This window comes from Myxococcus sp. AB056 (assembly GCF_006547365.1).
Classification (GTDB): Bacteria; Myxococcota; Myxococcia; order Myxococcales; family Myxococcaceae; genus Myxococcus; species Myxococcus virescens.
The window spans coordinates 18520-37328 of sequence record NZ_VHLB01000039.1; the positions used below are offsets into that span (position 1 = coordinate 18520).

13 protein-coding genes are annotated in these 18809 nt (G+C 70.1%); 10 read left to right on the forward strand and 3 right to left on the reverse strand.

The genetic code is table 11. The annotated features are described in order from the left end of the window. The first annotated feature begins 186 nt into the window (after positions 1–186). The 5 genes from FMP39_RS18440 to FMP39_RS18460 all read left to right on the forward strand — a co-directional run bounded on the left by FMP39_RS18440 (position 187) and on the right by FMP39_RS18460 (position 7707). Complete coding sequence (locus tag FMP39_RS18440; protein ID WP_141591663.1) at positions 187–990, forward strand: hypothetical protein; 804 nt, start codon at positions 187–189, stop codon at positions 988–990. Between the two features lie 112 nt (positions 991–1102). Continuing rightward, positions 1103–2194: a recombinase RecA gene (recA, locus tag FMP39_RS18445; protein ID WP_090484573.1), complete on the forward strand. Its 1092-nt coding sequence runs from the start codon at positions 1103–1105 to the stop codon at positions 2192–2194. A 164-nt stretch (positions 2195–2358) separates the two neighbouring features. Further along, positions 2359–4584 (forward strand): alkaline phosphatase, encoded by a 2226-nt coding sequence (locus FMP39_RS18450; RefSeq protein ID WP_141591664.1) that lies wholly within the window; start codon positions 2359–2361, stop codon positions 4582–4584. A 154-nt stretch (positions 4585–4738) separates the two neighbouring features. After that, positions 4739–5296, forward strand: coding sequence for a GNAT family N-acetyltransferase (locus tag FMP39_RS18455; RefSeq protein ID WP_141591665.1), 558 nt, complete (start codon positions 4739–4741; stop codon positions 5294–5296). 59 nt (positions 5297–5355) lie between these two features. Further along, entirely contained in the window at positions 5356–7707 is a 2352-nt protein-coding gene (locus tag FMP39_RS18460; protein ID WP_141591666.1) for a Tex family protein, read from the forward strand. Between the two features lie 12 nt (positions 7708–7719). Here FMP39_RS18460 and FMP39_RS18465 read toward each other — a convergent pair whose 3' ends face one another. Together FMP39_RS18465 and FMP39_RS18470 are read right to left on the reverse strand one after the other, a co-directional pair. Beyond that, positions 7720–8844, reverse strand: coding sequence for a hypothetical protein (locus FMP39_RS18465; protein ID WP_141591667.1), 1125 nt, complete (start codon positions 8842–8844; stop codon positions 7720–7722). Further along, positions 8844–10700 carry an HSP90 family protein gene (locus FMP39_RS18470; protein ID WP_141591668.1) on the reverse strand — a complete coding sequence of 619 codons (1857 nt, stop codon included), beginning with the start codon at positions 10698–10700 and terminating at the stop codon, positions 8844–8846. The genes FMP39_RS18465 and FMP39_RS18470 overlap by 1 nt, the downstream gene beginning before the upstream one ends. Before the next feature lie 186 nt (positions 10701–10886). Here FMP39_RS18470 and FMP39_RS18475 point away from each other — a divergent pair, with 186 nt between their 5' ends. From FMP39_RS18475 to FMP39_RS38570, 3 genes are all read left to right on the forward strand, one after another. Continuing rightward, complete coding sequence (locus FMP39_RS18475; protein ID WP_141591669.1) at positions 10887–11726, forward strand: metal-dependent hydrolase; 840 nt, start codon at positions 10887–10889, stop codon at positions 11724–11726. Between the two features lie 166 nt (positions 11727–11892). Further along, on the forward strand, positions 11893–13269 hold the full coding sequence (locus tag FMP39_RS38565) for an LETM1 domain-containing protein (RefSeq protein ID WP_194858452.1): 1377 nt from the start codon (positions 11893–11895) through the stop codon (positions 13267–13269). A gap of 155 nt (positions 13270–13424) precedes the next feature. Then, the gene (locus FMP39_RS38570) at positions 13425–15602 is read left to right on the forward strand and encodes an FUSC family protein (RefSeq protein WP_141591671.1); all 2178 of its coding nucleotides are present in this window, start codon (positions 13425–13427) and stop codon (positions 15600–15602) included. On the opposite strand, the gene FMP39_RS18490 is transcribed toward FMP39_RS38570, so the two are convergent. Next, positions 15556–17151: a HEAT repeat domain-containing protein gene (locus FMP39_RS18490; RefSeq protein ID WP_141591672.1), complete on the reverse strand. Its 1596-nt coding sequence runs from the start codon at positions 17149–17151 to the stop codon at positions 15556–15558. The two genes, FMP39_RS38570 and FMP39_RS18490, sit on opposite strands and share 47 nt — an antisense overlap. 103 nt (positions 17152–17254) lie before the next feature. Between FMP39_RS18490 and FMP39_RS18495 the strand changes: the two genes are divergently transcribed. Together FMP39_RS18495 and fmt are read left to right on the forward strand one after the other, a co-directional pair. Continuing rightward, a complete protein-coding gene (locus tag FMP39_RS18495) occupies positions 17255–17836 on the forward strand; it encodes a signal protein (protein WP_228558096.1) in 582 nt (193 codons plus the stop codon). A 29-nt stretch (positions 17837–17865) separates the two neighbouring features. Further along, positions 17866–18804 carry a methionyl-tRNA formyltransferase gene (gene fmt, locus FMP39_RS18500; protein ID WP_141591674.1) on the forward strand — a complete coding sequence of 313 codons (939 nt, stop codon included), beginning with the start codon at positions 17866–17868 and terminating at the stop codon, positions 18802–18804. Positions 18805–18809 lie beyond the last annotated feature (5 nt).

An 18809-nucleotide genomic window follows, 5' to 3' on the forward strand; every position in this document is an offset into this window, starting at 1 on the left:
AGAAGCCCGGGCTCCCGCGAAGGGGGCTCGGGCTTCGTCGTTTCCGCGAGAGGGAGCGGTACATGGCGAAGGCCGCGCGCTCCCGGGCGTGCATGTCGGACAAGGCCTCGTTCACCGCTCGCTCCAGCTCGCCCGTTGTCCGGTGAAAGGTGCGGGGGCACGTCGCTTTGAACCCCTCCGGGGGCCGTGGCTACAGTCTCCTCCGTGCCCGACGCGCCTCGCATACATCCGCTCACGCAGCGGTCCATGGAGGCCGAGGACGAGGCGCCACTGGGGGAGGTCGCGCCGTGGGAGGCGCCGCCCGAGCCCGCGCCGCTGGACGCCACGCCGGTTCCTCTGCTCCGGGGGACGCCCACGCCGCCGTTGGACCTCCCCCTGCCGGTGCTGGTGTTGACCGAGCAGGCCCGGCGGGTGCCGGAGGCGGAGCGTCCCCTGGTGGCGGCGCGGCTGAACCTCCAGCTGTCCCGGATGGCCAGGACGGGCGGAGATCGGCTGGTGGCGGACACCTTCCTGCGGCTGTTGGAGAGCGGGCGGCTCACCGGGCTGGTGGATGCGAAGGGACGCACCTGCCGCGCGGCCGCCGTGGAGGCCCTGCTGTCCCTGGGCTTCCCCTACGCCCTGGAAGTCCAGCCCGAGGACCTGGCGCACCTGCGCGCCAACACCCTGCAGCGGAAGGCGCACCGCCTGAAGCCAGGTACGTCCATGGCGGTGTTGGTGGGAGGCATCGGGGCGCAAGTCGTCCATGAAGCGCTGGTCCACCAAGGTGACGCCAGCCTGCTCACCTCCCAGGTGGGCCTTTCCCTGCTGGCGATGGCCGCCTTGTGGCTTGCTCCGCCCCGGACGCCCGTGTACCGCGTGGGGTTGCTGATGCTGACCCTGGTGTCCCTGGCCGGGGCGGTGTTCTCGGTCCTGGGCGTGGCCCACATGGGGCTGTGGGTGGGATTGGCGGGGCTGGTGGCCGCCTTCCTGGCTGCCCTCCGCGAGGGCTGACCGGCAGGATGCAGCACGGATGTCAGAGGGGTGGACTAGGGTCTACCCATCGCGTACTAAAAGCGCGTTCAGGTGAGCCGGGGTGGCTCGCCAATACAAGGAGCTACGAGCAATGGCCGTGAATCAGGAGAAGGAAAAGGCGATCGAACTGGCGATGTCCGCGGTGGAGCGCCAGTTCGGCAAGGGGTCCATCATGCGGCTCGGCAACGACGAGCCGCTGATGCGAGACGTTCAGGCCATCCCGACGGGCTCCATCTCGCTGGACATCGCCCTGGGCGTGGGTGGCGTGCCCAAGGGCCGCATCATCGAAATCTTCGGGCCGGAGTCGTCCGGTAAGACGACGCTGTGTCTCCACATCGTCGCCGAAGCGCAGAAGCGCGGCGGCATCTGCGGCTACGTGGACGCGGAGCACGCGCTGGACGTGGGCTACGCGCGCAAGCTGGGCGTGCGCACCGATGACCTGCTGCTGAGCCAGCCGGACACCGGTGAGCAGGCGCTGGAAATCGCGGAGATGCTGGTGCGCTCGGGCGCCATCGACGTGCTGGTGGTGGACTCGGTGGCCGCGCTCGTGCCGAAGGCGGAGCTCGAGGGGGAGATGGGCGACGCGCACATGGGTGTGCAGGCCCGCCTCATGAGCCAGGCGCTCCGCAAGCTGACGGGCACCATCTCCAAGAGCCAGACGTGCGTCATCTTCATCAACCAGATTCGCATGAAGATTGGCGTGATGTTCGGCAACCCGGAGACGACGACGGGCGGTAACGCGCTGAAGTTCTACGCGTCGCAGCGCCTGGACATCCGCCGCATCGGCGCCATCAAGAATGGCGACAACGTGGTGGGCAGCCGCACCCGCGTGAAGGTGGTGAAGAACAAGGTCGCGCCGCCGTTCAAGGAAGTCGAGTTCGACATCATGTACGGCACGGGCATCTCCCGTGAGGGCGACCTCATCGACCTCGCCTCCAACGAGAACATCGTGGAGAAGAGCGGCAGCTGGTTCTCCTTCAATGGTGAGCGCATCGGCCAGGGCCGGGAGAATGTGAAGGACTACCTGCGCGAGCACCCGGAGATCGCGAAGGACATCGAAGGCCGCGTGCTGGAGAAGTACGGCATCGGCAAGTCGGGTGCGCCCGTCGCCGCGGCGCCGGACGAGTCCGCGCCAGCCGAAGGTGGCAGCGAGAAGCGCGGCCGCGTGAAGGCCGTGAAGTAGTCCCGTCCCCGGGGCGTTTTCCCCGGATGGTGGCAAATCACCATGAAAGCCAGAGGGCCGTCCGCCGCGAGGTGGGCGGCCCTTTTGCTTGGTGTCCGGCGTCCTTCGCGTGGGTTCGCACCGGGCGTGGGTGACACGATGCGTTGTCGTTTCATTCCGTGGGGATGTTTCCTGCTGAGTGGAAGAGCGCTCTAGACTCGCGCCCCTGTCTCCTAACCCGCGCAACCCGGAGTCCCGCCTTGTTCGATCGATTCAAACGCCGCAGTTTCCTCCAGGCCGTCGTCGCCGTTGCCGCGACCACTGCGTTCGGATGTTCCGACGACGAGACGTCGTCGGATGCTGGCGAGAAGTACTTCCCGCAGTCCGTGTGCTCGGGTGACCCGCGTCCGGACAGCGTGGTGTTGTGGGTGCGGGCGGTGGACCCGGACAACGCGGGGGCGAACACGCAGGTGCGGCTGGAGGTGTCCACCAGCGAGTCGTTCAGCAGCGTGGTGCTGGACCAGCAGTTCACCGCGCTGGCGCAGTTCGACCATGCGTTGAAGGTGAAGGTCACCAACCTGTCGGCGCGCACGACGTACTACTACCGCTTCACCATCGACGCGAACGGTCAGAAGTACTCCACGGTGACGGGCCGCACCCGCACGGCGCCGGCCGCGGGTGACGACGTGCCGGTGAAGTTCGTCTTCGCCAGTTGCCAGGACTACATCGGCCGTTACTACAACGCGTGGCAGCACCTGCTGCAGCTCAACGAGGACCTCGACTTCGTCGTGTTCCTGGGCGACTACGTCTACGAGACGACGGGCGACGCGTCGTTCCAGTCCGTGGACGGGCGCGGCATCGTCTTCAGCGAGCCGGAGAAGGCGCTCCGCCAGGGCACGGGCCTGACGGCGTTCTACGCGGCCAACTCGCTGTCCAACTACCGCGACCTCTACAAGACCCTGCGCACGGACAAGGTCATCCAGCAGGTGCACGAGCGCTACCCGTTCATCATCACGTGGGATGACCACGAGTTCTCCGACGACTGCTGGGGCGACGTCGCCACGTACACGGACGAGCGCACCAACGAGAAGCAGACCGAGCGCCGCCGCAACGCGGAGCAGGCCTTCTTCGAGTACATCCCCATGGACCACGGCGCGAGCGACGCGGGCGCCATCGACATCAACGCCGTGGTGGCCCAGCCGACGCGCATCTACCGCGACTTCGAGTTCGGCCGGAACCTGAAGCTGCTGGTGACGGACACGCGCACGTACCGCCCGGACCACCTCATCCCCGAGGACGCGTACCCGGGCAAGGTGGCGGTGCCGGCCGAGCAGCTGGCCCTGGTGCTGCCGTCGCTGCCGGAGGCCACGCAGGCGCAGCTGCAGTCCGACATGTTCGCGTACGTGAACATCGACGCCGAGGAGCTGAAGCCCTACAAGGACATCCTCACGGGCGTGTACGTGCAGCAGGCCGTCGCCGCCGGGCTCACGCCGGGAGAGGCGACCGAGAAGGCGGGCTCCTGGGTCTCCGGTGGGCTGTCGCTGTTCTACGTCAACCAGGTGCTCAACGCCGTCAACCAGGCGCGTGTGGCGGCGGGCGATTCGGCCATTCCGCTCATCCCCACGGCGGGCACGCCGCGCGGTCTGGCCTATGCGCACATGGGCAAGACGGGCCTCTTCGGCATCCAGGGCTCGCGCTACGTCGTGGTGAAGCCCATCTTCGACCTGTTCGCGGCCATCAAGTACATGGGCAGCGCGGGAGCCTCGGAGGGCATCTTCGGCAACGAGCAGCAGGCATGGCTCCAGGAGTCCGTGCAGGCGGACAACGCGTGGAAGATCATCGTCTCCTCGATTTCGCTCACCTCCATGGTGTTCAAGCTGAGCGAGAAGGCGGACGTCCCGGACCCCACGCTGCGCCAGGACTTCTACTTCAACGTGGACCAGTGGGACGGCTTCCCCACGAAGAAGCAGGAGTTCTTGAAGTTCCTGCGCGACAGCCAGGTGAAGAACGCGCTGTTCATCTCCGGCGACATCCACGCGTCCTTCGCGTCCGTGGAGTCCGGCATCCCCGCGCTGACGACGCCGGCCATCTCCTCCGGGTCCATCAAGGAGCTGGCGGGCCTGGCCGTCATCGGCGCGGGCTTCTCCACCGGCAGCACGGTGTACCGGTACATCGTGACGGAGCTGGACAAGTCGCTGAAGGAGGCGCACCCCGGCATGGCGTTCGTGAACGGTGATGCCCACGGCTTCGTGGTGCTGGAGGTCGGCGGCACCGAGGCGAAGGCGGCCTTCCACCTCATCCCGAGCACGGAAATCACCAAGGACTACTCGCTGCGCCAGCCCTCCGAGCTGACGGCGAAGTTCACCCGCCGCGACTTCGTCATCAAGGACGGCACCATCACCTCCGCCTGAGGAGAGAAGGCCTCACCTGTTCGGTGAGGAGCGAGGGCCGCGCCGGGAGCCACGTGCTCCAGGCCGCGGCCCTCGGCCGTTTCAGGTCCGGTCCTGGTTTGCGCGGACCTCCTTGATTGCTGCGCCGCGGCGTGGGGCGCGCTAGAAGCGAGGCATGTTGCCCGGTGCGCCCGTTTCCGATGTCCGACTCGTTCCCGCCCGGCCGGAGCACGTGGACTTCTGGCTGGCCATGCGGGCGGCCCCCGGCGCGCGGCGCTTCGTGGACACGGAGGACGACACGCGGGAGTTGCTCCTGCGGCGCATCCTGGAATCGGGCGCGTTGGGTGAGCCGCGCGCGCGGAGCTTCCGGTGGTTCGTGGAGGCGGACGGGCAGCTCGTGGGGACGGTGTCCGCGCGGGATTTGTCGCGCGTGCATGGCCGCATCGAGCTGGGCTACATGATGGCGGACGCGCACCACGGCCGGGGCCTGGGCTCCCGCGCGGTGGGGTTGATGCTGGAGCAGTTGTTCACGCTGCCCTACCTCCAGCGGGTGTGGCTGACGACGCTGGCGGAGAACACGGGCTCTCAGGGTGTGGCGCGCAAGCTGGGCTTCACGATGGAAGGCACCCTGCGCGGGCACTGTCTGTTCCAGGGGCAACGCCGGGACCAGCAACTCTGGGGCCTGCTGCGCCCGGAGTGGGACGCCTGGCGCGCGGCGTTCGTCGCGGGCTGAGCGCTTCGGACGACCGGTCTCTGGGAGCAGTGTGGGGCCCGGGTTATAGAAGCGGCGTCATGCATCCCTACGCCGCTGAGCTTTCCCAGGAGCTGGGCATCAGGCCCGAGCAGGTGGACCGGACCCTCGCGCTGCAAGAGGACGGAGCCACGGTCCCCTTCATCGCGCGCTACCGCAAGGAAGTCACGGGCGGCCTGGACGAGGTCCAGATTCAAACCCTCTTCGACCGGGCCACCGAGCGCGCCGAGCTGGACTCCCGGCGCGACACCATCCTCCGCTCCGTTGAGGAGCAGGGGAAGTTGACGCCAGAGCTGGCGAAGGCGCTCAAGGCAGCCAGGACGCGCACGGAGCTGGAGGACCTCTACCTTCCTTACAAGCCCAAGCGCCGCACGCGCGCCGCCATTGCCCGGGAGCGCGGGCTGGAGCCGCTGGCGGACCTGGTGTGGAAGCAGGACGGCCGCCGCGGCGAGGACGTGGCCGCGCGCGTGCGCCCCTACGTCAACCCGGAGAAGGACGTGCCGGACCAGGCCGCGGCGCTCGCGGGCGCGCGCGACATCTGCGCCGAGCGCGTGGCCGAGGACGCCGGCCTGCGCCGCGAGGCCCGCGAGGTGAGCGCGCGCCGGGGCACGCTGTGCTCGAACGTGGTGCCCGCGAAGAAGGGCGAGACGACCAAGTTCGAGAACTACTACGGCCACGAGGAGCCCCTGTCCCAGGCCCCCTCGCACCGCGTGCTGGCGCTGCTGCGCGGCGAGGAAGAGGGCGTGCTGAAGGTGAAGCTCTCCCTGCCCGACGACGAGGTGAAGGGCCTGCTGGCCGGGCGCGTGGTGACGAAGCCGCAGTCCCTCTTCGCGCAGGAGCTGCGCGCCGCCGTGGAGGACAGCTGGGACCGGCTGATGGGCCCGTCGCTGGAGGCGGAGCTGCGCGCGGAGCTGAAGGAGCGCGCGGACCGGCAGGCCATTGGCGTCTTCGGGGAGAACCTGCGCCACCTGCTGCTCACGCCGCCCGCGGGCGCCCGCGCGGTGCTGGCCCTGGACCCCGGCCTGCGCACGGGCACCAAGCTGGCGATGATGGACGTCACCGGCAAGGTGGTGGAGACGCTGACGCTCTATTCGGAGCGCGGCGCGGACGAGCGCGCCCGCGCGGCGAAGCTGCTGGCCGCGGTGGTGCAGAAGCACAAGCCGGAGCTCGTCGCCGTGGGCAACGGCACGGGCAGCCGCGAGGCGGAAGCCTTCGTGCGTGACACGCTGAAGGCGATGGGCTCGCAAATCCCCGTGGTGTCGGTGAGCGAGCAGGGCGCGTCCATCTACTCCGCCTCCGAGGTGGCCCGCGACGAGTTCCCGGACTTGGACGTCAGCCTGCGCGGCGCGGTGTCCATTGGCCGGCGCCTCCAGGACCCGCTGGCGGAGCTGGTGAAGATCGACCCCAAGAGCATCGGCGTGGGGCAGTACCAGCACGACGTGGACCAGGGGCTGCTCAAGAAGAAGCTGGGCGAGGTGGTGGACTCGTGCGTCAACGCGGTGGGCGTGGACGTCAACACCGCGTCTCCGCAGTTGTTGGAGCACGTGTCCGGCGTGGGGCCGTCCCTGGCGAAGAAGCTGGTGGCGCACCGCGCGTCGAAGGGCCGCTTCACCACGCGGCGCGAGCTGCTGAAGGTGAGTGGCTTGGGGCCCAAGACGTTCGAACAGGCGGCGGGCTTCCTGCGCGTGCGCGGGACGGAGCCGCTGGACGCCAGCGCCGTCCATCCGGAGCGCTACGGCGTCGTGGAGCGCATGGCCAAGGATTTGGGCGTGGCCGTGAGCGCGCTGGTGGGCAACGCCGAGCTCGTCCGCAAGATTGACCCGAAGCGCTACCTGGGTCCGGACCTGGGCGAGATGACGCTCAAGGACATCCTGGCGGAGCTGGAGAAGCCCAGCCGCGACCCGCGCGGCGACTTCACCGCGCCCCAGCACCGCGAGGACCTGCGCTCGCTGGAGGACGTGAAGGAGGGCATGGTGCTCCAGGGCGTGGTGACGAACGTCACCGCGTTCGGCGCCTTCGTGGACGTGGGCGTGCACCAGGACGGCCTCGTCCACGTGTCGCAAATCTCCACGCGCTTCGTGAAGGACCCCTCCGAAGTGGTGAAGGTGGGCGACCGGCTGACGGTGCGCGTGCTCACCGTGGACCTGGCGCGCAAGCGGCTGGCGCTCTCCGTGCGCGCGGTGCAGGAGGGTGGAGCGCCGCAGCCGTCGGGCCGCCCCCAGGTCGGCGGTGCCACGGGGCCGGGCCGCATGACGGAGCGCGGTGGCGGAAGCGGCGGGCCTCGTCAGGGCGCCCGGCCTGCCTCCGGCCCGGGGCCGAAGCCGGCTTCAGGGCCCGGTGAGAAGAAGGGCCCGGAGCCGTTCAACAACCCGTTCAGCAAGCTCAAGCGCTGACGGGGCACCGCCTCACTTCGCGTCGATGGGGAAGGGACGGACTTCCCACGCCAGCACCTGGTTGCGCGCCAGCAGCTTCGCGAACCGGTCCGTCCCGTTGCGCGTGTCGAAGCGGTTCGCGATGTCCCGGGCCTGCCCCAGCGTCCAGGCGTGCAGGGCCCGGACGTCGTAGCCGCCATCCGCCTGGTGATTGGGGAACGTCTTCGGCAGCCGCAGGCTCACCACGTCCCTGTCTCCAGCGGCCAGCACCCGCTCCAGCAGGAAGGCGGCGGCGGCGTAGAAGGTGAAGCGGTCCCGGTAGCTCGGGTGGTCCAGCGCCCAGCCCAGGTGCTTCTCCAACAGCGTCAGCCCGCGCGACAGGTTGTCCGTCAGGGCGAGGAACTCCATGTGCTCGCCCACGGTGGAGAGGAACTCGCGGTTCTTCGTCACCATGGCGTAGCCGCGGCGGTGGATTTCGCGCGCGTGCTCCAGCTCACCCAGCTTGAACAGCGGGTAGAGCACCGTGCCCAGCGTCAGGTGCGGAATCTCCGCGCAGGACTTGCGGCCGTCCAGGATGGGCTTCGCCTTGCGCAGCACCTGCTGCCATTCGCCCTTGTCGGCGTGGTGGTCCAGTTCGTCGTCCAGCTCGCACACGCGGCAGTCGGTGAGGTGGTCGCGGCGCGCCTCCAGCCACGCGTTCCACAGCCGCTCCACTTCCTCGGCGGCGTCACCCATCTCCCGAGCGGCCTGGTAGCGCATCTTCAGCACCGCGCGCACCCCGGAGTCCGTGGCCTTGAAGCACTGCTCCACGTCGTCCAGCGCGTCCTGAATCTGCTTGCGGGTGATGTGAGGGAACTCCTTGATGCGCCCCACCACCCACTTCTGCTTCCAGAACATCTCCTCCGGGTCGAAGCGCTTCGGGTCCTTCTTCTGCTGTCCCCGGCACCACGCGAAGGCCACCAGCGCCTTGTCCGGGAAGCCGCCGAAGGTCGCCGCGTCGATGAGGGCATCCCGCATCCGGTAGCCCATGCCCACGTCCTTGTGCGTGTCCGCCAGGCGCACCGCCTCTTCCAGGAGCCGCACCTTGCTCTCGCCTTCAGCCAGGCCGTCCGCCTGGGCGAAGAGCGACTCCACCTGCTCGCGCCAGTCACCACTCATCAGTGCAGCCCCCGGGGACCCGCGCCGCCGCTGCCTTCGCCGCCGCGCCCGCCATCCCCGCCCAGTTGCGCGGAGATGAGGCCCAACAGGCCCTGGTTCAGCAGCACCATCTCCTGTGCGTTCAACGGGTGGTGTCCCAAGAGCAGTGCTTGCACGTAGAGCATCTCCACCGACAGCTTCAGCATGTCCCGGTCCGCCACGGCGGCCAGCCGCCGCACCACCGGGTTGTGGAGGTTGAAGCACAGCTGTGCCGGCTCGCTGCCCGAGGCCGCCATGACGCTGTCCAGCACACCAGCGTACAGGTCATCCGACTCCTCGCGGGCCCGCTCGGCGTCGCGCCGGAACGCGCCCTCCGCGTCCGAGCTGTAGAGCGTGGGCACCTCCGCCGGGTAGAACTTCTTCACCACCGCGCCGCAGCGGAACGGCGCCAGCACGTTCTCCGCCATGCGCAGCAGCGGGAAGGTGGCCTCGCGCTCGTCCAGGGTGAGCTCCTCGAAGCTCTGCGGCAGGTCCGCGGAGGAGAAGGGCTCCACCTGCACGTCCGGCACCGCGTGCGGCAGCTTCTCCAGCAGCGACGTGTCGTGCGTGTACGCCGCGTTGATGATGCACAGGCCTTGGGCACCGGCCACCTGGGCAATCTGCCGGAAGCCGTCCAGCGTGGACGTGTAGCGCACCACGGGGTGCGCGCGCCGGTAGTCCGCCAGCGTCATCATCCCCATCGACGTCTCGAAGGGCAGCCAGTGGATGATGAGGCGGTAGAAGTCATCGTCATCCAGCGCCAGCGCCTTCACGCTCAGCCCGTGCAGGGCAATCAGCCGCTGGAGCGCGCGTGGGTCCTCACGCGCCAGCTCCATCAGGTAGCCGCGCAGGGACTGGCCCAGGGACTCGCGCGCCGCGGCGAGTGCGTCGTCCTCGTAGAAGGACTCCCGGCTGGCGGTGGGCCGCAGCGCGTTGGCGTTCACCACGCACTTCACGAAGAAGGCCCAGTCCGGCAGCAGGTTCTCCGCGCTCTCCGACAGCAGCATGTGCTTGAGGTACACGCGGTGCTTCTGCCGTGAGTTGAAGTGCGGCGACGCGGGCAGCACGTAGGCCACCCCGTCCACGTCTCCCGCGGTGGAGCGCAGGGGGATGCAGTCGACGAAGTCCGTGTCGAACAGCTCGCGCCCGTAGGCGAGCAGCGCCTTGCGCCGCTCCGAGGCGCTGTCGTACTCGCGGCGCCAGGGGACGCCGGAGGTGTCCAGCCGTTCGGTGCCCTGGTCCGTGGTGAGGTGGATGGGGAAGGGCAGCAGGCCGCCATAGTGGCTGGCGAGGTTTCGCAGCCGCGTGGCGGTGAACCAGTGCGCCATGTCCGGGCGGGCCACCAGGAACACCTGGGTGCCGGGCTGGGCGAGCGGGTGCTCGGAGGGCCGCACGGCGTACGTGCCGTCATGCCGGCCCCGCCACTCCAACGTGCGCCCATCGCCGCGCGCCGAGCGCGTCACCACCAGCAGCTCGTCACACACCATGAAGCAGGACAGCAGGCCGATACCGAACTGGCCGATGAAGTCGTTGCGGCGGGCCTCCAGGGCCTCGCGCTTGGAGGACTCACCGATGGTGGCCAGGAAGCGGTGGATTTCGTCCTCGGTCAGCCCCACGCCGTCGTCGCTGAAGAGCAGGGTGGGCGGGCTGCCGTCCTGCTTTTCCATCAGCTCCAGCCGGACGGTGCCCGCGTGGCCGGGCTCCAGGAGCTGGCGGGCGCGGATGGCATCGGTCGCGTTCTGGAGCAGCTCGCGTACGTAGACGCCCGGGGAGCTGTACAGGTGATGAGACAGGAGGTCGATGACCCCGCGGAGGCTGACTTGAAATCGGTGGTCCACGTGCAGCCGACGTTAGCGCACGCCCTCCGTCGTATCGACAGCCGAATCGAGCTTGAGACGTGGCGCGCACTTGGGCATCCATGGCAGGCCCTTGAATGGCCGCCCGGTCAGTGTCAGGTGGCAATCCGGCCGTGGGGAGCGTGTCACCACGGTGGCGGCAGGTCTTCACCTCGTAAGCAGGAGTGGATGGATATGCGGACGAAGCTCATGGCAGTGGTGGCGGGCGCGGCAATGGCCTTCGGCGGAACGGCAGCGGCGCAGGGCACCCCGGCGCCCGCGAAGGTCGCGGCCACCAAGGCCCCGGCGGCGACCCCCCGCGGCAAGACGGAGGTGACGTGGTGGGGGCACGCGGCCTTCGTGATTCGCAGCCCGGGCGGCGCGGTGATTGCCATCGACCCCTGGCTCACCAACCCCAAGGCCCCGAAGGGCGCCGCGCAGCCGGAGGCGCTGGACGCCATCCTCCTCACCCACGGCCACTTCGACCACGTGGGCGAGGCCAAGGCGCTGGCCGAGAAGACGGGCGCCAAGGTCTATGGCTCCTTCGAGCTCATCAACCTGCTGGGACTCCCGGAGGCCCAGGCCGTGGGCGCCAACGCGGGCGGCACCTTCCAGGTGAAGGACGTCACGTTCCACCTGGTGGAGGCGGTCCACTCCAGCAGCTACGCCGCGGCCCCGAAGTCGCCGGCGCAGTACGCGGGCGCGCCCCTGGGCTACGTGCTGGAAATCGACAAGGGCCCCACGCTGTACCACGCGGGTGACACCGGACCCTTCGAGGGCATGTCGCTCATCGCCACCCAGTTCAAGCCCACCGTGGCCCTGCTCCCCATTGGCGGCCACTTCACCATGGGCCCCGCGGAGGCGGCGCAGGCGGTGCGGCTCCTGAAGGTCAAGAGCGTGATTCCCATGCACTACGGCACCTTCCCGCTGCTCCAGGGCACTCCGGACGCGCTGACCGGCGAGCTGAAGAAGCTGCGCAACACGGCCAAGGTAGTGGTCCCGGAGCCCGGCGCGACGACCGCGCTGTAGGCGCCGGGCGCGGATGGTTGGGTCCGGTAGAAGTGGCGGTTCTGCGCCCGCTGACTTCCGGGCCTTGACCCTGTCCCGTGGCCGAGTGGAAACCGGGATGCCCCTGGGTTACATCCCATTCTTCGCGCCGCACATGGGCCTTGCCTGGCGCTCCAGGAGTGTTCCGGTGCTGGACTTCACCAAGGCGGGGTGGCTCTTGCCACTCCTGACGGAGACGGTCGCCTTCGAGGCGGGCGCGCCGGCTCCGTCCGCGCCGCCGCTGGGCTCCGGGCGGGCCCGCGCCCGCGCGTACCTGCGGCGGACGCTGCGCGCCAGTGGCCTGCTGTACGGCACGCCCGCGGACGCGCCCTCTGCGGCGGACGTGGCGCAGCCCACCGAGCTCCAGGCGCGCGTGCTGGAGGACCAGCTCTTCCACGCCGTGGTGCGGACGCTGGCGCTGATGGCGCTGGAATTGGGCCGGCTCGTGGGGGCCCCAACGGCCGTTCGCACCGAGCATCTCCTGGTCCTGTTCGCGGTGCTCACCGGAGAGCTGGAGCTGGCGGAGACGGTGGACGCGGCGATTGCCTCGGGGCGTCCGGTGTCCCGGCGGCTGACGGCGAAGGTGGAAGCGTCGCTGGTGAAGCGCTCGCCCGTGCTGGCGGGGGACCCGGTATACGGGCTGGTGCTGCACAACGGCGCGCAGTACGCGGACGCGCAGCTGTTCTGCCGGCAGGCCATTGACTACTTCTCGCGCGGCACGCTGCACCGCGAGCGGGCGCAGCGGCGGCTGGACTTCGCGGCGCGGCAGAAGGCGCTGCTGGTGGACGTGCTGACGGGGCTTGCGTGTGTGGACCGGGTGCCGGGCCTGCCCGCGCGCCGCGCCATCCTGCGGCAGGTGGAGTCCCTTCGGCTGCCAGCGGCGATGACGTCCGAGCTCAAGGCCGCGGTGAAGCAGTCCTTCGCCCGCCGCCGCCCGGTGCAGGACGTGGTGCGCCAGGTGCGCAGCGTGGACGTGCGCCACTTCCTGCTGGAGCAGACGTTGCTGGCGGCGCTGGTGGATGGCCGCAAGACGCGGCGCGAGCGCGTCTTCATCCGCGAGCTGGCGCAGGCGCTCCAGGTCCCGGACGCGGAGCTGCACCGGCTGGAGCTGGAGATGGCGGAGTTCTACGCCCGCCACCGCGCCATCGTGGACGTCTTCACCGTGTCGGACGCCGCGGGCGCCATGGGTGAGGACCTGGTGGCCGGCATCCAGGAGACGCTGGAGAAGAACTTCTACCGGCTGATGCAGGAGGTCCGCGAGACGGGCGACCTGGCGGTGCTGCTGACGAAGGCGGCCCGGCGTCAGGCGCTCACGGGCGACGAGCGCCGGCGCATGCGCGCGCAGCTCGTCGACGTGGCCAAGGCGATTCCCGCGCTGGCCATCTTCGCGGCGCCCGGCGGCATCCTGTTGCTCGCGGCGTTGGGGAAGGTGCTGCCCTTCAGCCTGCTGCCCAGCGCCTTCCAGGAGGCCGCGCCCGTCGAGGAGGACGTCGAGGGCGTGGGCCCGGAGCGAGAGGCCGGCTGACGCGGGCCCCTGGCTGCTCGCCCTCCATCCATCCGGTGGAACGGGCCCGGCCGCGTTCGCACCTGGACACCACCTTCGTGGGGTGGCTCCATGGATGCGTCGATGCGCGCGCGGACCTGTGACATAGGACGGAGTGGTTTGGGATTGCTCGCGCGATGAGTCCGTTCCGTCATCACCTCCAGGCCTTCCTCCGCGTGGAGCCGGGCCGTCCCGCGTATGGCGCGGGGGTGCGCGCCGCGCTCGCGGTGGGTGGCCCCATGGCCGTCGCGGCCCTGCTGCACCTTCCCGCGGCCACGTGGGTCGGTATGGCCGCCCTCTTCGTTGCCCTGGTGGACCGGGGCGGGCCCTACTGGGACCGCGCGCTCGCCATGGGCGCCATGACGCTCCTGGGCTCCGTGGTGGGCCTGGCCGCGGCGCTGCACCTGCCCGCGTGGGCCGCTGTCATCGCCACGCTGTTCTGGGTGACGGCGTGTGGCTTCGCCCGCTCGTATGGGGACACGCCGGGGTTGATGGGCGTGGTGCTCGCGAACTACTTCGTGGTGTCGCTCGCGCTCCCCGCCGACGACGTGGCTGATGCATTGCTGCGCTCCGGCTTGTTCCTGGTGGGCGGCGCATGGGCCATGTTCCTCGCGCTGATGCTGTGGCCGCTGGTGCCCTACCGGCCCGCGCGTCTGGCCATCGCGCGGTGCTACGACGCGCTGGCGGACCACGCGGAAGAGGTGGGGCGCTGGCCGCTCGAAGGGGGGACGTCCGCCGCCGCGGGTGTCCTGCCGGAGGCGCCCTGGCAGGCCCGCATGCGTCAGCTCATCGAACAGGCGCGCACCGTGCTGGCCTCCACGCGCATGGGCCGAGCGGGGGAGAGCGGCCGGGGTGAACAGCTGCTGGTGCTGGTTGAAGGCGCGGATTCGATGATGGTGACGCTCATCGCGCTGACGGAGATGCTGGAGGTGGCGCCCGCCGTGCCCCGCTATCACGCGCTCCGAGCGGAGGTGCAGCGCGCGCTGGCGGAGCTGGCCGCGGACCTGCGCCGCGTCCGGTTTGCCCTGGAGAAGGGGACGGAGGTGAGCGCCCAGCCGGTGTGGAACGCCGAGCGGGTGAAGCGGGCCCTGGCGGCGCTGGACACGGCGGGTGACGTGCCGGAGCCGGTGCGCGCCGGCTATCAATACGTGCACACGCTGCTGGACCGCCTGCGGGACTATTCGCACGCGACAGTGGAGGTGGCGGCGCGGCTGGAGGGTCGCGCACCCGTGCCGGACGCCCTGGCGCTGCCCGCGCGGCGGGTGGAGGCGGCGCCGCGGCAGGCCCTCCTGGAGCCGCTGCGGGAGAATCTCAACGTCCGCTCCGTCATCTTCCGTCACGCGCTGCGGCTCGGCGTCGCGGCCGCGCTGGCCACCGCGCTCGTCGGGGCGCTGGGGCTGAATCACGGCTACTGGGTCATCATCACCGTCACCGTCGTCCTGCAGCCCTACGCGGGCCTCACGTTCCAGCGGAGCCTGCAGCGCATCGCGGGCACGTTGCTGGGCGCGGCGCTGGCCGCGGGACTGGTGGCGGTGGTGAGGGACCCGGCCATCATCCTGCTGGCCATCGGGGTGCTGTTCGCGGTGGCGATGAGCATCCAGCCGCTCAGCCTGTCCGCGTTCCAGGTGCTGCTGACTCCGGCCCTGGTGCTGCTGGCGGAGCTCCAGTCCGGGGACTGGGAGCTGGCCGGGGTGCGCATCGTCAACACGCTGCTGGGCGGACTGATTGCGCTGACGGGGATGCGGCTCTTGTGGCCCAGTCCGGAGCACCTGCGCCTGCCGGAGCAGGTGGCCTTCGCGTTGCGCGCGGACCGCGAATACCTGATGGCGGTGGCCGCCGCGCACTCGGACGCGGAGCCCGCGGTGCGCGAGGCCCGGCGGAAGATTGGCCTGGCGCTGCTGGCGGCGGAGGCGTCCTTCCAGCGACTGCTGAGTGAGTGGACCGGCCCCGCCAAGGACCTGGAGCCGGTGATGGCGCTGCTCGTCTACGCGCGGCGTTTCACGTCGGCGGTGACGACGCTGGCCGCCAGCCGCGCGGACCCGGAGTCCCCCCGGGAGCTCTCCGAAGTGGTGCGCTTCGCCGGGGGCGTGTTGGATGAGCTGGCGGCGGCCATGGAGCAGCAACGCCGGCCCGCGCCCATACCCGCCACGGTTCCGGCGGGTGGGGCGGATGCGCTGTCGCGCGCGCATGTGGAGCGGCTCGTGCGACAGCTCACCGTGCTGCACCACGCGGCGGAGCGTGTCCCGCCGCTGCGGCTCAAGGAGGGCGTCAGGGCCGGTCGAGCGTCGTCACCAGGCGCCGCAGGTCCTCGTTGACGCTGACGAACCGGGTGTTGCCCTGCTCGTCCGCGAGCTGCTTTCGCATCGTGGGCAGGGACGCCTCGCGCAGCTTCTTCGCGGCGTCCTGCGAGCCTTCCACCAGCCAGCCCACCGCGAGGACGAGCGCGAGACGGGCCTCGGTGTCGCGCTCTCCCAGCCGCGAGGCCAGCGCGCCCGCGTGCTCGGCCGCGCCCGAACGGCCGACCTCCAGCGCCGCGCGCTCCAGCATCCGCGGCTCCGCCTTCTCCATGCGCTGCACCCAGCAGCCCGCGTTGTCCGCGCACGCCTGCGCCGCCTCCAGCAGCTTGGACTGGCCCGCAATCTGGTCCGCGCGCTGCTTGCCCAGCGCGGCCGCGTCATCGCAACCTTCGTCCTCCGCCAGCTTGCAGTCCGCCGCCGTCCGCGCCGGCTCGGCCGCAGCGAGCTTCTGCAGCAAGGGCAGCTCGCGCGCGTCGCCCAGCATGGCGATGCCCTTCACCGCCAGCTCGCGCGCGTACCAGTCTCCGGTGCCCGCGGCCTTCTCCAGCGCGGGCAGCGCGTCGCGTCCGCCCAGGCGCACCAGGGCGCTCACGTAGGAATCCCTCACGGTGGCGTCCGTCTCCGACACGAGCCCGGCCAGCGGCTTCACCGCCTCCTGTGCGCGCATGCGCGCCAGCGCGTCCGCGGCCTGCATCCGCACCAGCGCCTGAATCTGCGGGTCCGTGTTGGTGAAGGCCAGTTGCTTCAACAGCGTGGCCACCGCCCGCTTCTCCCGCAGGTCGCCCAGCACCGTCGCCGCCTTCATGGCGTAGCTGGCGGGGTTGACGCCGTTCGACTTCGCCCACTTCAGCAGGTCCGCGTCCTGGCCCTCCAACGCCTGCAGCAGCGCGTCCGCCGCGGGCGCGCCCAGTTGGTACAGCGCGAAGGAGCTCTCCATGTAGAAGGACTTGCCCTTGCGCTCCTTGGTCAGCATCCGCACCAGCGCGGGCGCCGCGCGGCCGTCACCGATGTCACCCAGGGCCTCAATGGCCTTCTTGTTGAGGAAGGGCTCCACGGTGTCGTCCGTGGCCAGCGTGATGAGCGGCTCCACCGCTTCCTTCGCCTTCATGTCGCCCAGCACCTGCACCGCCTCGATGCGCGTGTAGTTGTCCTTCGCGCGCAGCAGCGGCACCAGCGCGGGGATGGCGCTGCGGTCACCAATGGCTCCCAGCGTCGCGACAATGGCCTTGTTCGCCAGCTGCGCGGGCATGTCGCCCGCCGCCGGGTCCAGGGCCTTCGTCAGCGGCTCCACCGAAGAGGCATGCTTCAAGTCTCCCAACGCGCGGGCCAGCGCGGCGCGCACCTCCGGCTTGCGCTCGGTGCCGAGCTGCCCGTGGAGCATGGGCAGGAATCGCTCGTCCATCTTCCCGGAAGAACGCATGGCCTCCACCATGCGGATGCGGTCCTCCGCTCTGCGGCTCTGCTGAATGCCTGACTCCCAGTACTCCGGGGTCGCTGGGTCCCCCTTGCACCCAGCCAACATCAGGAACGAGAGCGCAATACACAACGCGGTCAGAGAGCGGGTCATGCGGTCTCCATTGCGTCTGCGAGGTTGTCCTGTCTTCCGTGTAAACCTCGCGCAAGGAAGGAAGCAAACCGCCCCAGGCACCTGGGGTACGCTGGTCAACGACATGTCCGATGGCAATCAAAAGACGGTGCGCCCGAGCCACGTCCGCCGGACGTACATCCTGGACCGCCCTTTCCAGCTCAAATACATCCTGCTGCTGGCGGGGATTGGTGCCGGCAGCATCCTCGTGTTCGGGCTGTTGGCGCACCGCGTCCACGTGTCGTCCACGGCCCTGGGGGTGGACGGCGGGCAGACGCTGCTGTGGCTGACGGCGGTGGGCGCGCTGGGCACGGCGGTGGCGATGGGCCTCTTCGGCCTCGTCTTCACCCACCGGGTGGCGGGCCCCGTCCACGTCATGAGCCTGTATGTCGCGGCGCTGGCGGCTGGCCGCTATCCCCGGATGCGACCGCTGCGGCGCGGGGACGAGCTCAAGCAGTTCTTCGACCGCTTCACCGAGGCGGTGACGCGCATCCGGGAGCGTGAGGCGGATGAGGCCTATGCGCTGGAGACCGTGCTGGAGGCCCTGCGGCCGGTGGCCACCACACCCGAGGCCCTGGAGGCGCTGGGCACCCTGAGCGCCCTGCACACGCGTAAACGTCAGGCGGTGGACACTCCCACCGGGAGCACCTTCAAGTCCGTGGCCTGAGTCGCCCGGCGCAGGAGAAGCGCAACACCATGAGCAGACCCCGCATCGTTTTCATGGGCACCCCCGAGTTCGCGGTGTCCTCACTGGCCGCCTGCTTCGAACTGGGAGACGTGGTGGCCGTCGTCACCCAACCCGACAAGCCGAAGGGCCGCGGCAACACGGTGACGGCGCCGCCGGTGAAGGAGCTGGCCCTGTCGCGCGGCGTGCCCGTGCTCCAGCCCACCAAGCTGCGCACGCCGCCCTTCGCGGAGGAGCTGCGCCAGTACGCGCCCGACGTCTGCGTGGTGACGGCCTATGGCCGCATCCTCCCCAAGGATTTGCTGGAGCTGCCCACCCACGGCTGCGTCAACGTGCACGGCTCGCTGCTGCCGCGCTTCCGGGGCGCCGCGCCCATCCAGTGGGCCATTGCCCACGGCGACACGGAGACGGGTGTGTCGCTGATGGTGATGGATGAAGGATTGGATACCGGTCCGGTGTTGGCGATGAAGCGCATGGCCATTGCCCCGGACGAGACGAGCGCCTCGCTGTACCCGAAGCTGGCCGCGCTGGGCGGCGAGGTGCTGCGCGAGTTCCTGCCGGCCTACCTGAGCGGGGAGCTGAAGCCGGTGCCGCAGCCTTCCGAGGGCATGGTGCTGGCCCCCATCATCGAGAAGGAGCAGGGCCGGTTGGATTTCACGAAGCCCGCGGTGGAGCTGGAGCGGCGCCTGCGGGCCTTCACGCCGTGGCCCGGGGCCTTCACCACGCTGGGCGGAAAGCTGCTGAAGGTCCACCGCGCGCAGGCCAGTGGTGGTAGTGGGGCTCCCGGCACGGTGCTGGCGTCCGGCCCGGACGGCATCGAGGTGGCATGCGGCGAAGGCTCGCTGGTGCTGCTGGACCTCCAGCCAGAAGGCAAGCGGGTGATGCGCGCCGCGGACTTCCTGCAGGGGCACAAGCTGGCGCCGGGCAGCCAGCCCTTCGTCGCGGGCTGATGGGA

Bases quoted from the DNA above. Each gene is read 5' to 3' on its own strand.
- FMP39_RS18450 (WP_141591664.1), top strand. From the start codon at position 2,359: ATGTTTCCTGCTGAGTGGAAGAGCGCTCTAGACTCGCGCCCCTGTCTC.
- FMP39_RS18460 (WP_141591666.1), top strand. From the start codon at position 5,356: ATGCATCCCTACGCCGCTGAGCTTTCCCAGGAGCTGGGCATCAGGCCC.
- FMP39_RS38570 (WP_141591671.1), top strand. From the start codon at position 13,425: ATGAGTCCGTTCCGTCATCACCTCCAGGCCTTCCTCCGCGTGGAGCCG.
- FMP39_RS18455 (WP_141591665.1), top strand. From the start codon at position 4,739: ATGTTGCCCGGTGCGCCCGTTTCCGATGTCCGACTCGTTCCCGCCCGG.
- FMP39_RS18495 (WP_228558096.1), top strand. From the start codon at position 17,255: ATGTCCGATGGCAATCAAAAGACGGTGCGCCCGAGCCACGTCCGCCGG.
- FMP39_RS18475 (WP_141591669.1), top strand. From the start codon at position 10,887: ATGGATATGCGGACGAAGCTCATGGCAGTGGTGGCGGGCGCGGCAATG.
- FMP39_RS18490 (WP_141591672.1), bottom strand. From the start codon at position 17,151: ATGACCCGCTCTCTGACCGCGTTGTGTATTGCGCTCTCGTTCCTGATG.
- FMP39_RS18465 (WP_141591667.1), bottom strand. From the start codon at position 8,844: ATGAGTGGTGACTGGCGCGAGCAGGTGGAGTCGCTCTTCGCCCAGGCG.
- fmt (WP_141591674.1), top strand. From the start codon at position 17,866: ATGAGCAGACCCCGCATCGTTTTCATGGGCACCCCCGAGTTCGCGGTG.
- recA (WP_090484573.1), top strand. From the start codon at position 1,103: ATGGCCGTGAATCAGGAGAAGGAAAAGGCGATCGAACTGGCGATGTCC.